Genomic DNA, 15,473 nt, shown 5'->3' with positions numbered 1-15,473 from the left:
CGTTATCCATCAGCCCCGAGGAAATGGGCGGCTCGCGCCATCAAGGCTGCAGACAGAGGCGACGGCCCTGACGGGTCATCAGCAGCAACAGCGGCGGCAACAGCAGCCACATGTGCAGCGCCAGCTGGCCGAGAGGATCCGGCATCAGCGCGCCGGTGAGCCCCACCAGGGCGCCGGAGCCGCTCATCTGGAACAGGCCGAGCAGGGCTGCCGCCGTGCCGGCGCAGTGGCCGAAGGGAGCCAGCGCCATGCCTGCCGCGGCGCCCAGGATCATGGCGAAGCCGATGCTGGAGAGGAACACAGGCCCCATCATCGCCAGCGGATGAGCGAGGTGCATGGTCAGGGTCAGCACCACGGCCGAGGCCAGCAGCACCAGCAGACCGATGCGCAGGGTGCGTCTCGGACCCACCCTGGCGATGAAGCGCGGCGCCAGGAAGCAGGCCAGAATGTTCAGCGCCGCGTTGGCGGTAAACCAGTAGCTGAAGCCGTTCATGTCCAGACCCAGCTTGACCATCAGTTGCACCGGCGCGGCGGTGACATAGGCCAGGATCACCGCCATCGCCAGCATGCAGAGGCTGGCGTTGAACAGGAAGCTTGGGCTTCGCAGCACCGGGCTGTAGCGCGCCCAGCTGATCAGTTGGCCATGGCTGTTGGTCTCCTCCGGACGAGTCTCCGGCATGCGCCACAGCAACCAGCTGCCGACGATGACCGCATAACCGGCCATGAACCAGAAGTTCGCCGACCAGCCCGCCTTGGCGGTCAGCCAGCCACCGAGCAGCGGTGCCAGCGCGGGAATGAAGCAGATGGCACCATTGAGATAAGAGATCATCTGGCCACTCTTCTTGGGGCCATAGCTGTCACGCACCACCGAGAAGGCGGCAACCGAGGTGGCGCAGGCGCCGAAGCCCTGCAGCACCCGCGCCAGCATCAGCTCACCCAGGCTGGCGGCAAAGCCGGCGGCCAGGGCACTCAGGCCATAGAGCAGCACGCCGCCCAGCGCGATGGGCTTGCGGCCATAGCGGTCGGCAAGCGGTCCCACCAGCAACTGACCCAACCCCATGCTGAACAGGAACCAGGTGATGGTGCCCTGCATCAGGGTCACCTCGGCGCCGAGCTGCTCGGCCATCTGCGGGATGGCGGGCAAATAGATGTCGATGGCCAGCGGACTGAACAGCACCAGGAGTACAAGCAGAAGAATCAATGGCATCAGTCACCTCAAGCCGTGGGGAATGTCGATTGGGGCGCGAGTCTACTGACTCACAGTAATGAATTGAAATGGTATTTAATCACTTCGGTTATTCCTTTACGGAAAGATGCATCTAGCTTGCTCCTAAACCATCCCAATCCGTGGCCGGGGCGGCCCTGGCAAGGGGTAATTGGCGCTTTGACTAAATGCCCGCCCCGCATAGAATGCGCAGATTATTTTTGCGGAGATGCGTGATGAGCAAGCTTGTCCTGGCAACAGGTAACCAGAAAAAGGTGAAAGAATTGGCCGCCATGCTGGCCGATATGAAGATCCAGGTGATCCCGCAGAGCGAGTTCGCTGTCCCCGACGCCGAGGAGACCGGCACCACCTTCGTCGAGAATGCCATCATCAAGGCGCGTCACGCCGCCCGCATCACCGGCCTGCCTGCCGTCGCCGACGACTCCGGCCTGGAGGTGGACCTGCTGCACGGCCGCCCCGGCGTCTATTCCGCCCGCTTCGCCGGTGTGGGTGCCAGTGACCAGGACAACATCGCCAAGCTGCTGGAAGAGCTCAAGGGCGCGCCAGACTACCTCAAGAGCGCCCGTTTCTGGTGCGTGCTGGTCTATATGCGCCACGCCGACGATCCCACTCCCATCATCTGCCAGGCAAGCTGGGAGGGGACCATCCTCGATGAGCCGCGCGGTCAGCACGGCTTCGGCTATGATCCCGTGTTCTTCGTGCCCGATCACGACTGTACCTCAGCCCAGATGCCGGCGGAGCTGAAGAACCAGCTCAGCCACCGTGGCCAGGCGCTGGCCAAGCTCAAGGCCGCACTGGCGGCGGCCCACTGAGACCGGACTGCACACCGGCATACTGCGGCCGGCATTTCATCTACAATGGGGGCCATCAGCCCCCGTTTTGCTCGTGGTCTCGTCGCTCAACCAACACGCACTGTCATTGACAACGGGGGTCAGACTCGGCCCCCGTTTTGATTTTTTGATTACTGGAAACCCCATGCTGCAACTGCCGCCTCTCTCCCTCTATATCCATGTGCCCTGGTGTGTCCAGAAGTGCCCCTATTGCGACTTCAACTCCCATGCCCAGAAGGGAGAGCTGCCTCACCTCGAGTATGTGGCCGCCCTGCTGGAGGATCTGGATCAGGATCTGCACTGGGCCCAGGGACGCCCGCTCTCCTCCATTTTTATCGGCGGGGGAACACCCAGTTTATTGAGCGTCGAGGCCATGCAGGCGCTGCTGGACGGGGTGCGGGTGCGCATCGCGCTGACCCCGGATTGCGAGATCACCATGGAGGCCAACCCCGGCACCGTGGAGGCGGACAAGTTCGCCGGTTTCCAGCGCGCCGGCATCAACCGCATCTCCATCGGGGTGCAGAGCTTCCAGCAGGAGAAGCTGACCCGGCTCGGCCGCATCCACGGCCCCGAGGAGGCGCGCAAGGCCGCCGAGTTGGCCCACGCCATCGCACTGCCCACCTTCAACCTGGACCTGATGCACGGCCTGCCGGATCAGAGTCTCGACGATGCGCTCTACGATCTGCAGCAGGCCATCGACTGTGCGCCGCCGCATCTGTCCTGGTATCAGCTCACCATAGAGCCGAACACGGCCTTCGCCTCCAAGCCGCCCACGCTGCCGGAGGATGACACCCTGTGGGACATCTACGAGCAGGGCCACGCCATGCTTACCGCCCAGGGTTACCACCAATACGAGATTTCAGCCTACGCCAAGGCGGGCTATCAGTGCCGCCACAACCTCAACTACTGGCGCTTCGGCGACTATCTGGGGATCGGCTGCGGCGCCCACGGCAAGATGACGGATCTGACCAACCAGCGGATCCTGCGCAGCAGCAAGGTGAAGCACCCGAAAGGCTATCTGGATCCCGCCCGCCCCTATCTGGACAACCAGTGGCAGGTGAGCGAGGACGATCTGCCGCTCGAGTATTTCATGAACCGGTTCCGGCTGTTCGAGCCCGCCCCCAAGGCGGAGTTCGAGGCCTACACCGGTCTGGCGCTGGAGCGAGTGGAGACCATGCTGACCATCGCCCAGACCAAGGAGCTGATCGAGGATCTCGGCGACTGCTGGCAGCTGACCTCACTCGGCCATCGCTACCTGAACGTCTTGCTCGAGCTCTTTATGGACGAATGAGGACTTGCTCAGGGTCTTGCTGCAAGACCTTGAGCCAGCTCTGCCGAAGAGAGAAACAACAGGGGCGCCAATGGCGCCCCTGTTGTTTGACCTGGTGCCTTGCGGCAGAAACCCGCTCAGCAGCAGACGCTCATCATCCGCTGTTGACCGGGCTCCCACCGCTTGCCGTGCTTGGCCTTGCGCTGATAGCTGCCCTTGCCCTTCTTGCTCGGCTCGACCCGTCCCTGGAACAGCGGGGAGGTCACCAATGCCTTGAGGTGATTGTCCTGGATGACCCCGCGCTGATGATCGTGAGCGGGCTCGGTGGTGGCGATGACCACCTTCTGCTTGGCCATAACGGCTCCTTTGCGATGACTGAGTCTGATTGTCGGTTGTTCAATGCCTAGCCGAAGTTGACACCCGGTGGCGAAAAACGCGCCGATTGTGCGCTTCCCCTACGCCGAGTGCAAGAGAGGGCGGTACAAGGATTCAGGCTGCGGGCGGCAAGGGTGCCGGGCGGTAGACAACCCGTACCAGACCGCTCGGCAGCAGGGTGCTGGAGACAGGATTGAGGCCGCCGGGCAGGGCCCCCGCAAACAGCGGTACGCCGGCACCTAGGGTGACCGGCACCCAGAACAGGGTCAGCTCATCCACCAACCCGGCCTGCAGTCCCTGGCGCACCAGATTGCCACCGTCCAGATAGAGATGCCGTGCCCCCTCCTGCCACAACGCCCCCAACACCTGCGCCAGCGTCCCTTGCCGGAAGGAGACGTTCGCTGCAGGCTCGGCCGGTCTGTGGGTCAATACCACCACCGGCTTGTCACCGTAGGGCCAGTCGGGAAAGGCGCGCACGACATCGAAGGTGTTGCGCCCCATCAGCAGCGCATCCACGCTCGCCATCAGGGCGTTGTAGCCGGTCTCCTCCGGCGAGTCGCCGGAAAAGGGGGTCAGCCAGTCGAGACTGTCCCCCTCCCCGGCGATGAAGCCGTCGAGAGAGAGCGCCAGGAAGGCGGAGAGTCGGGGGCGCTGGGACGCCGCGTTCATGGATTCAGTGCTCATGGTCGTGATGCTCGTGGCGGGAGGGGGTACCGGACTCCAGGGTTTCGAGGATGGCGCAGTGCTCGGCCGAGCGCGGACCACCGCAGCAGATGTTGGAGAGCTCGCGCAGGTTATCGCGAAACCGGGTCAACTCGATGATCTTCTGCTCCACCTGCGCCAGCTTGGCATCGGCCACCGCCTTCACCTCCTGGCAGGTGACGCTGGCCTTGTTGGTATCGAGATCCAGCAGCTCGCCGATATCGGCAAGGGAGAACCCCACCGACTTGGCGCGGATGATGAATTCCAGCCGCCGCCTGTCCTGCTCGCCGTAGAGGCGATAGCCGGACTCGTTCCGGAGCCCCGGCGAGATGAGCCCGTTCTTCTCGTAAAAACGCAGGGTATCCGCCTTTACCCCGCATGCCCTGGCCAGTTCCCCGATCCGATACATGTCCGCTCTCCCGCTGGCATTGGTACTCAATATAAACCGGCTCTCACTATCACCCCTTTGCCTGTCGATTGCCAGCCAAAGGCAGGAAAGCAGTAGATAACAGGCTCCCGCCCGCTCATTTCCAATCAAAACACTGAAAAGACAAACGTTTCACAAAATGCGGGCAGAAAACGTTTAACACCGCACCACAAAAGGCTTCGCGATTTCAAAAAATCCACCACGGCTCACATTTTCTGTGTAGAATACGCGCCCACAAGAGAGCGTCGCGTCAAGCGGGTATTTCCTAAAATACTTTTGCCAGCTGCCGGTGAGAGTGCTTTGCGAAATCCCCCACTTCCATTTATTTGGGGACTCTCTGTGTTGAGCCTCGCCTCCCATGGAACGGTCCCCGTTATGCTGAGGACGATAGTGTGATGGAACAAGCTCGACCCATTCGCCGTGCACTGCTGAGTGTGTCTGACAAGACCGGCATCCTGGAATTTGCCAAGGCCCTCAACGAGCGTGGTGTGGCCCTGCTCTCCACCGGGGGCACCGCCAAGCTGCTCGCCGAAGCGGGTCTGCCGGTGACCGAGGTCTCCGACTACACCGGATTCCCCGAGATGATGGACGGCCGGGTCAAGACCCTGCATCCCAAGGTGCACGGTGGCATTCTCGGCCGCCGCGATCGGGATGACGCCATCATGGCCCAGCACGCTATCTCCCCCATCGACATGGTTGTCGTCAACCTCTATCCCTTCGCCGCCACCGTCGCCAAGCCAGGCTGTACCCTGGAAGACGCGGTCGAGAACATCGATATCGGTGGCCCGACCATGGTGCGCTCCGCCGCCAAGAACCACAAAGACGTGGCTATCGTCGTCAAGGCTGCCGACTACGGCCGGGTGATCGCCGAGATGGACGCCAACGGCAACAGCCTGCGCCTGGCTACCCGCTTCGATCTCGCCATCGCGGCCTTCGAGCACACCGCCGCCTACGACGGCATGATCGCCAACTACTTCGGTACCCTGGTGCCTAGCTACGGCGACAACAAGGAGGGCGACGCCGAGTCCCGCTTCCCGCGCACCTTCAACAGCCAGTTCATCAAGAAGCAGGACATGCGCTACGGCGAGAACAGCCACCAGGCTGCCGCCTTCTATACCGAAGAGCATGCCGCCCCGGGTTCGGTGGCAAGCAGCCGACAGCTGCAGGGCAAGGCCCTCTCCTACAACAACATCGCCGACACCGACGCGGCGCTGGAGTGCGTGAAGGAGTTCAGCGAGCCGGCCTGCGTCATCGTCAAGCACGCCAACCCTTGCGGCGTGGCCATCGGCACCGACCTGCTGGCGGCCTACGAGCGCGCCTGGCAGACCGACCCTACCTCGGCCTTCGGCGGCATCATCGCCTTCAACCGTGAACTGGATGGCGCCACCGCCGTCGCCATCGTCGAGCGCCAGTTTGTGGAGGTCATCATAGCCCCGAGTGTCAGCCAGGAAGCCCGTGACGCTGTTGCCGCCAAGCAGAACGTGCGCCTGCTCGAATGCGGCCAGTGGACGGCACCGGCCCAGGGCTTCGATCTGAAGCGCGTCAACGGCGGCCTGCTGGTGCAGGAACGCGACCTTGGCATGGTCACGCTCGGAGATTTGAAGGTCGTCAGCAAGCGCCAGCCCACCGAGGCCGAGCTCAAAGATCTGCTGTTCTGCTGGAAAGTCGCCAAGTTCGTCAAATCCAACGCCATCGTCTACGCCAAAGACGGCCAGACCATAGGGGTCGGCGCCGGCCAGATGAGCCGGGTCTACTCCGCCAAGATAGCCGGCATCAAGGCCGAGGATGAAGGCTTGACGGTGGCGGGTTCCGTCATGGCGTCCGATGCCTTCTTCCCGTTCCGCGACGGCATCGATGCCGCCGCCGCCGCCGGCATCGCCTGCGTTATCCAGCCGGGTGGCTCGATGCGGGATCAGGAAGTGATCGACGCCGCCGACGAGCACGGCATGTGCATGCTGTTCACCAACATGCGCCACTTCCGCCACTGATGAGACGGGCCGCCACAAGCGGCCCTCTTTCCAACGAACTATTTCAACTGACTGGTTTGCACCTGCAAATGCAGTGAGTTATCACGAATAGAAGCGAGCGAGACGATGAAAGTACTGATCATTGGTAATGGCGGCCGTGAACATGCCCTGGCCTGGAAGGCCCAGCAATCCCCCATGGTGACCCGGGTGTTCGTCGCCCCCGGTAATGCCGGCACGGCCCACGAGGGCAGCATAGAGAACGTCGCCATCGAGCCCACCGACATCGACGGCCTGCTGGCCTTCGCCAAGCAGCAGCAGATCGGCCTCACCATCGTCGGGCCGGAAGCCCCGCTGGTGAAAGGGGTGGTGAACGCCTTCCGCGCCGAAGGGCTCGCCATCTTCGGCCCGACCGCCGCCGCCGCCCAGCTGGAAGGCTCCAAGGCCTTCGCCAAGGATTTCCTGGCCCGTCACGCCATTCCGACCGCCGAGTACCAGAACTTCACCGAGGTGGAGCCGGCACTGGCCTACCTGCGTGAGAAAGGCGCCCCCATCGTCATCAAGGCTGACGGCCTGGCCGCCGGCAAGGGCGTCATCGTCGCCATGACCCTCGAAGAGGCCGAAGAGGCCGTGATCGACATGCTGTCCGGCAATGCGTTCGGCGATGCCGGCGCCCGGGTGGTGATCGAGGAGTTCCTGGACGGGGAAGAGGCGAGCTTCATCGTCATGGTGGACGGTGAGCATGTGCTGCCCATGGCCACCAGCCAGGATCACAAGCGGGTCGGCGACGGCGATACCGGCCTCAACACCGGCGGCATGGGGGCTTACTCCCCGGCCCCCGTGGTGACCGATGCGGTACACCGACGCGTGATGGAGCAGGTGATCATGCCGACGGTGCGCGGCATGGCCGCCGAGGGTAACGTCTACACCGGTTTCCTCTACGCCGGCCTGATGATCGACGGCCAGGGCAACCCCAAGGTGATCGAGTTCAACTGCCGCTTCGGCGACCCCGAAACCCAACCCATCATGCTGCGCATGCGCTCGGATCTGGTGGAGCTGTGCCTGGCCGCCTGCGCCGGCAAGCTGGATCGGGTCGAAGCCATTTATGATCCCCGCGTCGCCATCGGCGTGGTGCTGGCCGCCGGCGGCTACCCCGGTGACTATGTCCAGGGCAAGCCCATCAGCGGCCTGCCGGTGGAAGAGGCGAGCGGCGAGAAGGTGTTCCACGCCGGCTCCCGGCTAGACGGGGATACCGTGGTCACCGCCGGTGGCCGCGTGCTGTGCGCCACCGCGCTCGGCCACACGGTCGCCGAGGCGCAGCGCCGCGCCTACCAGCTGGCGGATCGCATCCAGTGGGACGGCGTCTTCTATCGCCGCGACATCGGCTGGCGCGCCATCCTGCGTGAGCAGGCCCAATAATCGGGCACTCGTCTCAAGCTGAACATCAGGGCCTGCGGGCCCTTTTTGCTGCCCCTTTTTGCTGCCCTCGGCGGGGTGCCATCGGTCGGACCGGCCCTCAGAACACGGCCATGATGCCCGACTTCCCTCTCTCTCAGTCGGTTCGCAGACGAGCCGCCAATCTGACTCGCATCTCCCTCCGTTTTGCTCTGACCGGCTACATGCCGTCAGCACAATGCACACATTTCGTCACAATTGGTCGCACTTTATCCATACAATTGCCCCGCTTTCATGGCATCATGCTGCATGACACCGCACTCAAATGAGTGCCATAAGAAACTGCAATGTCGTTACCTCATAAGGAAATCCCATGTTGAAAACTGTGCGCCCCCTGCTGTTGCCCCTGATGTTCGGTCTGCTGGCCCTGCCTGCCATGGCCGGCGATCTGGAGCAGCCGATGAAGAATATCGGCTTCAACTACAAGCAGGCCGTCAAGGCTGACGATGCCGCCACCATGGAGAAACACATCAAGGAGATGAAGGCCCAGCTCGACATCGCCAAAGAGAAGAAGATGCCGGACGCCAAGAAGGCGAAGTTCCTGGAAGGCATGAACGAGGTACAAGGTGAGCTGGATGCCAGCCTGGCTGCGCTGCAGGCCGGTGATCAGGAGAAGGCCCGCGCCCATCTGGCCAAGGTCAACGACCTGAAGAAGGAGTACCACACCTATGCCAAGCAGAAGGGCTGATCCCTTTCGCTGGGATGCGCTGGTTCGTCTCACTCACTGGGGAGTGGCGGCCGCCTGTGTCGCCAACCTCTGGTTCAACGAGGCCGGCGAGACCTGGCACGAGCGGCTCGGCTATCTGGCCATCATATTGATTAGCCTGCGACTGGGCTGGGGCCTCTCCTTCGCGAGAGGCCCCGCCCGCCTGAGTGCCCTCATCCCGCATCGGAGCGAGTTCCATCAGCAGGCGGAGGCGTTGCGCGAACGTACGCCCCCCGCCCCCGGCCATCACGGCAGCGGCAAGCTGGCGGTCTGGGCACTCTGGTTGCTCATCCTGGCCACCGCGGGCAGCGGCTGGTTCCAGAACACCGAGCTGGGCTTTGAACTGGGGGCCGACGACTGGCACGAATGGTGCACCTGGGCGCTGCAGGCCATGATAGCTCTGCACCTGTGCGCCATCGTCTATACCTCCTGGCGCCAGCGCCACAATCTGGTGACCCGCATGCTGCCAGCTCGCCGCCGCGCAGCCCCTGCCCGCCAAGAAACGCACTCCTGAGCCAGGCGAGCACCCACCCCGGGTGCTCGTCCCATCCCGGATATCCCGTCAGCCCTCTGTTGCCGCCATTGCATGGCCAGGCACAGTGATCTTCCTGCGCCGAGGTTCACACTCGTGGTCCCCATCCGCCAACCGCTGGCTGAGATTGAACAATTTTCCGATCAGGGTCTCAATACAGCCTTTTGATGAGCCTCATATGAAAGCATTTTCATTCACAGTTCTTAATTAATTCTCGCTGTTCGATTTTCAACCATTTCGATTTCATCAATGCTACTGGCCGAACGAGGTTGTTCGTCGTCCGTTCGAGACTCAGGCAGTGATAACCAATAACAAAGTCGAAGGGAAAATCGTCATGCACAACACACTGTTTCGAACCGCCCTGCTCGCCGCAGCGCTTGGCTCATTCAGCCACAGCGCCAGCGCCGAAGGGGTCATGGTCCACCTGTTCCAATGGAAGTTCAACGATATCGCCAACGAGTGCGAGACCGTGCTCGGGCCCAAGGGGTTCGGGGGCGTCCAGATCACGCCGCCGGCCGAACACAAGCAGGGCAGCGAGTACTGGTGGACCGTCTACCAGCCCGTCAGCTTCAAAAACTTCAACAGCTTTGGCGGTAGCGAGGCGGAGCTCAAGAGCATGATCGCCCGCTGCAACGCCGCCGGGGTCAAGATCTACGCCGACGCCGTCTTCAACCAGCTCGCCTCGGGCACAGGTACCGCCACCGGCGGTGGCAGCTACAACTCGGGTCAATTCCAGTACCCCCAGTTTGGCTACAACGACTTCCACCACAGCGGTGACATCACCAACTACGGCGACAGCAACAACGTCTGGAACGGGGCCCTCTATGGCATGCCGGATCTGAACACCGGCTCCGCCTACGTGCAGGATCAGATCGCCACCTACATGAAGACCCTGCTCGGCTGGGGGGTCGCTGGTTTTCGAGTCGATGCGGCCAAACACATGGCCCCGAGCGAGGTGAAGGCGATCCTCGACAAGGCGGGCAGTCCCAAGGCCTATCTGGAGGTGATAGGCGCCGGCGGTGAGTCCGCCGAGATCCAGCCCAACCGTTACACCTATATCGACAGGGTCACCGACTTCAAATACGGCACCAGTCTGGCCGCCAACTTCAACGGCCAGATCAAGAACCTCAAGACCCTGGGCGAGAGCTGGGGCCTGCTCCCCTCCGACAAGTCCTTCATCTTCGTGGTCAACCACGACCGCGAACGCGGCCACGGTGGCGGCGGCATGCTCACCTTCATGAACGGTGCCCGCTATGAGCTGGCCAACGTCTTCATGATGGCCTGGCCCTATGGCTGGAAGCAGGTGATGTCAGGCTATCGCTTCGCCGACATGGGCAAGTACGAGACCGACAAGGGGGCGCCCGGCAGCACGCCTTGCTCCGACAGCCAGTGGAACTGCGAGCAGCGCCGCCCGGCCATCATGAACATGGCCCTGTTCAACAACCGCACCGAGGGCACCGCGGTCAGCAACTGGTGGGACAACGGCAACAACCAGATCGCCTTCGGCCGGGGTGACAAGGGCTTCGTCGCCATCAACAACGAGAGCGGCAGCCTGGTGGCCTCGGTGCAGACCAGCCTGCCGGCCGGCGAGTATTGCAATATCCTGAGTGGCAACGACTACTGCAGCGGCGCCTACATCACAGTCGATGGCAGCGGCAAGGCCAACCTGAACCTCGCCGGCATGAAGGCCGCCGCCATCCTGGCTGGCTGCACCAAGGCCAGCCCCTGTGGCGGGACCACCCTGCCTGGCAACAAGTTCAGCAGCATGCACCTGCGCGGTACCCACAATGCCTGGGGCAATACCCCCATGACAGTCGATGCCCACCGCGTCTGGTCCGCCACCGTCAACCTGACCGGCGCCGGTGATGCCACCGGGACCCAGCGCTTCAAGTTCGACGTCTTCGGCAACTGGACCGAAAACTACGGCGACAACGAGGGGGATGGCATCGCCGACAAGGGCAGCACCAAGGACATCTACCTCAGCGGCACCGGTCAGTATCGCGTCTCCCTCAAGGAGAGCGACCTCAGCTACCAGATCTCCCCGCTGAACAACAACCAGGCGCCCGTCGCCGTCCTCTCCCCCAAGACCATCAGCGTCAAGCTGGGTGAGAGCGTGGTGTTCGATGCCTCTGCCTCCAGCGACGATGCTGGCGTGGTGAGCTACGCCTGGTCCACCGGCGGCAGTGCCAAGACCGAGACAGTCCAGTTCGATACGCTGGGAACCCGTACCGTCACCGTGACCGTCACCGACGCCGAGGGGCTGACCGCCAGCGCCAGCGCCGTCGTGACCGTTACCGACAACAACGGCGCCTACAACAGCGTGTTGCCGACTCTGAGCTTCCGTGGCACCCCCAACAGCTGGGGGACGCTTGCCATGACGCTGGTCGCCGACAACCAGTGGGAAGCGTTGGTCAGCTTCGACGGCCAGACCAATCAGCGCTTCAAGTTCGACGTCAAGGGAGACTGGACCCAGAACTACGGCGACACCGACAAGGACGGCATCGCCAACCTCGCTGGCAATGACATCACCACCACGGTCATCGGCCAGTACCGGGTGCGCTTCAACGACCAGACCCTGGCTTATAGCCTGACCCCGGTCAGCGTCGGCTATGCGAAGACCTTCCCCAGCCTGAACATCCGTGGCACCCCCAACAACTGGGGTTCCATCCCCATGAGCCTGGTCGGCGATCACCTGTGGCAGGCCAGCGTCACTTTCACCGGCAGCGGTGATGCCAGCGGGGGCCAGCGCTTCAAGTTCGACGTCAAGGGCGACTGGAGCCAGAACTACGGCGACACCAACAAGGATGGCGTGGCCGAGTCGGCAGGCGCCGACATCACCACCGCCGTAGTCGGAGCCTATCTGGTGCGCTTCAATGACCAGACTCTGACCTACAGCCTGAGCGCCCAGTAAGCGACGAGATTCCGGTGGCAGGCGGCGCCATGCCGCTCGCCACCGGATGCAGGCCTCTCCCACCATGACAGAGCCGTGTCACCGGCCCCCCGATCCGGTGACGCGGTTCTGCTTACATCCTCCCTCATATCCCAATCTCCAGCCGCACGGTTCATACGCAGCAGATGAGCTCGCTTACCCCATTTCCCGGCCACCGACTCGCAGGCATACTGGGTCGACATTCCCATGCTGGAGCGCATATGAAACAACTCGAAGCCCTCAAGGCCGAGGGCAGGATTGAAGAGGCACGTCAACACGGTCTGCTGCAGCTCGCCGAGCACCCGCAGCACGCCGAGCTGCACTACGAGGTGGCCGGTCTGCACGACATGCTCGGGCGCGAGACCCAGGCCATTCCCCTCTACCAGAAGGCCATCGCACTGGGATTGAGTGAAACCTCGCTGCGGGGTGCCTGGCTGGGCCTCGGCAGCTCCTATCGCAGCACCGGTCAGTACGCCGAGGCGCTGGCCGCCTTCGACCAAGCCCTGACTCGCTTCCCCGATGCCAATGAGTTCAAGGTGTTTCGTGCCATGACCTGTTACAACCTGGGGCAGCACAAGGAGGGGATGGAGAGCCTGCTGACGGTGTTGGCCGCGACCACAGCGGATCCGTCCCTCATCACATACCGGCGCGCCATGGCGCTCTATGCCGAGGATCTGGACAGGCGCTGGTGAAACGCCAGAAACGACAAAGCCGCTCATGATGAGCGGCTTTGTCTGGATTTGGTGGCCCCTGCCTGACTTGAACAGGCGACCAATCGATTATGAGTCGACTGCTCTAACCAACTGAGCTAAGGGGCCAGAATCTTGCTTTTGCGGCGTGGATTATAGGGGATGGGAGATACCTCGTCCATAGGCAGATCAACCACTTGCCGAGATTTTGTACAGCCTCCGTCAATATCTGTGATCCCCGCGCTGCCAACAACCCGGATAAAACAAAGCCCCGCATGGCGGGGCTTTTTGACAAGGCTTGTCGGCTACTTTCAGGACTATTCGTCCAGGAAGCTGCGCAGCACTTCCGAGCGGCTCGGATGGCGCAGTTTGCGCAAGGCCTTGGCTTCGATCTGACGAATACGCTCACGGGTCACGTCGAACTGCTTGCCCACTTCCTCAAGGGTGTGGTCAGTATTCATGTCGATACCGAAACGCATGCGCAGCACCTTGGCTTCACGGGCAGTCAGACCGGCCAGCACTTCGCGGGTTGCGTTGCGCAGGCTCTCGCTGGTCGCCGCATCCGCCGGCAGGGCCAGGGTGGTATCTTCGATGAAGTCACCCAAGTGGGAGTCTTCATCATCACCGATGGGCGTCTCCATGGAGATGGGCTCCTTGGCGATCTTCAATACCTTGCGGATCTTGTCTTCCGGCATGCCCATGCGCATCGCCAGCTCTTCCGGGTTCGGTTCACGACCCATCTCCTGCAGCATCTGGCGGGAGATACGGTTGAGCTTGTTGATGGTCTCGATCATGTGCACAGGGATACGGATGGTACGGGCCTGATCCGCGATGGAGCGGGTAATGGCCTGACGGATCCACCAGGTAGCATAGGTCGAGAACTTGTAGCCACGACGGTATTCAAACTTGTCCACCGCTTTCATCAGACCGATGTTGCCCTCCTGGATCAGATCCAGGAATTGCAGGCCACGGTTGGTGTACTTCTTGGCGATGGAGATAACCAGACGCAAGTTGGCCTCAACCATCTCTTTCTTCGCACGGCGGGCCTTGGCCTCACCGATGCTCATGCGACGGTTGATGTCCTTGATCTGGGCAATTGACAGGCCGGTTTCTTCTTCGATCTGCTGCAGCTTGCCGATGGCACGCAGCACATCTTCGTCCATCTCGAGCAGACGGGGAGACCAGGCCTTGCCAGCCTGCTTCTGGTATTCGAACCACGCAGTCTCGCACTCGTTGTTGGTGAAGGCCGCGACGAAGGTTTTCTTCGGCATCTTGGCCTGCTCAACGCAGAGCTTCATGATGATGCGTTCCTGCACACGAACCCGTTCCATCATCTCGCGCATGTTGTTGACCAGGCGATCGAACTGCTTGGGCATCAGGCGGAATTGACGGAACACATCGGCCAGCTGGGCGATAGCGGCCTGGGTGTCGTCGTGGGCACGACCATTCTTCTGAATGGAGAGACGGGTTACTTCGTACTGGGCACGCAGTTCACCGAACTTCTCACGGGCGACTTCAGGATCCGGACCACCGTCCCCTTCTTCGTCGGCGTCGTCACCATCCCCATCTTCATCTTCGTCTTCATCTTCGTCTTCGTCAGCCAGGTCATCTTCGCTGAGCTCGGAGCCGATATGAGTAGCGGTTGGCGCCACATCATCAGCTTCGTTAGGGTCGATAAAGCCAGAGATGATATCGGACAGGCGCAGTTGCTCGGCTTCGTACTTGTCGTACTGTTCGAGCAGGTAAGTAATGGCTTCAGGATACTCGGCAACGGAGCTTTGTACCTGATTGATACCATCCTCGATCCGCTTGGCGATGTCGATTTCGCCTTCGCGGGTCAGCAATTCGACGGTGCCCATTTCCCGCATGTACATGCGGACGGGATCGGTCGTGCGACCGATCTCAGATTCAACAGATGCCAGAGCCTGGGCCGCTGCTTCGGCAGCGTCCTCATCGGCGGTGCCACCTTCGGCCATGATCAGGTCATCGGCATCCGGGGCGTTTTCCACCACCTGGATACCCATGTCGTTGATCATCTGGATGATGTCTTCGATCTGGTCAGAGTCGACGATGTCTTGCGGGAGGTGATCGTTCACCTCGGCATAGGTCAGGTAGCCCTGTTCTTTACCTTTGGCAACGAGGAGTTTAAGCTGAGACTGCGGGGTTTGCTCCATAGAACTCATCCGGTTGGTGTTGCTAGGTTGCGCGTACAGTGCGCTGCTGCGCAAATAGCCAATTCTAATAGAAAACCGCCAGACATGCTATGTCTGGTTGCGGCGTCGGTCATGAGAAACCCCTGCCCGCAGTATTGTCGGGGCCAGGCGGTTATAAAATTTTTGCTTTTAATCCCGTCGATTCGGGCAACAGTA

13 protein-coding genes and 1 tRNA gene are annotated in these 15,473 nt (G+C 61.9%); 8 read left to right on the top strand and 6 right to left on the bottom strand.

Translation table 11 applies throughout. From position 1 onward, the window contains the following. Positions 1-40: 40 nt before the first annotated feature. The gene (locus tag ACZ9IL_RS21300) at positions 41-1,207 is read right to left on the bottom strand and encodes a multidrug effflux MFS transporter (RefSeq protein WP_476005237.1); all 1,167 of its coding nucleotides are present in this window, start codon (positions 1,205-1,207) and stop codon (positions 41-43) included. A 233-nt stretch (positions 1,208-1,440) separates the two neighbouring features. Here ACZ9IL_RS21300 and ACZ9IL_RS21295 point away from each other — a divergent pair, with 233 nt between their 5' ends. Beyond that, positions 1,441-2,037 (top strand): XTP/dITP diphosphatase, encoded by a 597-nt coding sequence (locus ACZ9IL_RS21295; RefSeq protein ID WP_476005236.1) that lies wholly within the window; start codon positions 1,441-1,443, stop codon positions 2,035-2,037. A 163-nt stretch (positions 2,038-2,200) separates the two neighbouring features. After that, positions 2,201-3,346, top strand: a complete 1,146-nt coding sequence (gene hemW, locus ACZ9IL_RS21290) for a radical SAM family heme chaperone HemW (protein WP_476005235.1) — start codon at positions 2,201-2,203, stop codon at positions 3,344-3,346. Positions 3,347-3,462: 116 nt separating this feature from the next. Here hemW and ACZ9IL_RS21285 read toward each other — a convergent pair whose 3' ends face one another. The 3 genes from ACZ9IL_RS21285 to zntR form a co-directional block, all read right to left on the bottom strand. Next, positions 3,463-3,681 carry an alternative ribosome-rescue factor A gene (locus ACZ9IL_RS21285; RefSeq protein ID WP_476005234.1) on the bottom strand — a complete coding sequence of 73 codons (219 nt, stop codon included), beginning with the start codon at positions 3,679-3,681 and terminating at the stop codon, positions 3,463-3,465. 133 nt (positions 3,682-3,814) lie between these two features. Continuing rightward, positions 3,815-4,369, bottom strand: coding sequence for a dihydrofolate reductase family protein (locus ACZ9IL_RS21280; protein WP_476005394.1), 555 nt, complete (start codon positions 4,367-4,369; stop codon positions 3,815-3,817). 4 nt (positions 4,370-4,373) lie between these two features. Next, positions 4,374-4,811, bottom strand: a complete 438-nt coding sequence (gene zntR / locus ACZ9IL_RS21275; protein ID WP_476005233.1) for a Zn(2+)-responsive transcriptional regulator — start codon at positions 4,809-4,811, stop codon at positions 4,374-4,376. Positions 4,812-5,224: 413 nt separating this feature from the next. Here zntR and purH point away from each other — a divergent pair, with 413 nt between their 5' ends. The 6 genes from purH (at position 5,225) to ACZ9IL_RS21245 (ending at position 13,107) form a co-directional block, all read left to right on the top strand. Continuing rightward, complete coding sequence (gene purH / locus ACZ9IL_RS21270) at positions 5,225-6,817, top strand: bifunctional phosphoribosylaminoimidazolecarboxamide formyltransferase/IMP cyclohydrolase (RefSeq protein ID WP_476005232.1); 1,593 nt, start codon at positions 5,225-5,227, stop codon at positions 6,815-6,817. A 105-nt stretch (positions 6,818-6,922) separates the two neighbouring features. Then, on the top strand, positions 6,923-8,212 hold the full coding sequence (purD, locus tag ACZ9IL_RS21265) for a phosphoribosylamine--glycine ligase (protein WP_476005231.1): 1,290 nt from the start codon (positions 6,923-6,925) through the stop codon (positions 8,210-8,212). A 349-nt stretch (positions 8,213-8,561) separates the two neighbouring features. Next, positions 8,562-8,936 carry a cytochrome b562 gene (locus tag ACZ9IL_RS21260; RefSeq protein WP_476005230.1) on the top strand — a complete coding sequence of 125 codons (375 nt, stop codon included), beginning with the start codon at positions 8,562-8,564 and terminating at the stop codon, positions 8,934-8,936. After that, positions 8,917-9,468, top strand: coding sequence for a cytochrome b/b6 domain-containing protein (locus ACZ9IL_RS21255; protein WP_476005229.1), 552 nt, complete (start codon positions 8,917-8,919; stop codon positions 9,466-9,468). The genes ACZ9IL_RS21260 and ACZ9IL_RS21255 overlap by 20 nt, the downstream gene beginning before the upstream one ends. A 352-nt stretch (positions 9,469-9,820) precedes the next feature. Then, positions 9,821-12,397 (top strand): alpha amylase C-terminal domain-containing protein, encoded by a 2,577-nt coding sequence (locus tag ACZ9IL_RS21250; protein ID WP_476005228.1) that lies wholly within the window; start codon positions 9,821-9,823, stop codon positions 12,395-12,397. A 239-nt stretch (positions 12,398-12,636) separates the two neighbouring features. After that, positions 12,637-13,107: a tetratricopeptide repeat protein gene (locus ACZ9IL_RS21245; RefSeq protein WP_476005227.1), complete on the top strand. Its 471-nt coding sequence runs from the start codon at positions 12,637-12,639 to the stop codon at positions 13,105-13,107. Between the two features lie 49 nt (positions 13,108-13,156). Here the strand turns inward: ACZ9IL_RS21245 and ACZ9IL_RS21240 are convergent. Beyond that, positions 13,157-13,233, bottom strand: a tRNA-Ile gene (locus ACZ9IL_RS21240). 188 nt (positions 13,234-13,421) lie between these two features. Further along, on the bottom strand, positions 13,422-15,317 hold the full coding sequence (gene rpoD / locus ACZ9IL_RS21235) for an RNA polymerase sigma factor RpoD (protein ID WP_476005393.1): 1,896 nt from the start codon (positions 15,315-15,317) through the stop codon (positions 13,422-13,424). Between the last annotated feature and the right edge of the window lie 156 nt (positions 15,318-15,473).

Source organism: Aeromonas sp. TECH754 (assembly GCF_056279295.1).
This window is presented reverse-complemented; position numbering and strand designations above follow the sequence as displayed.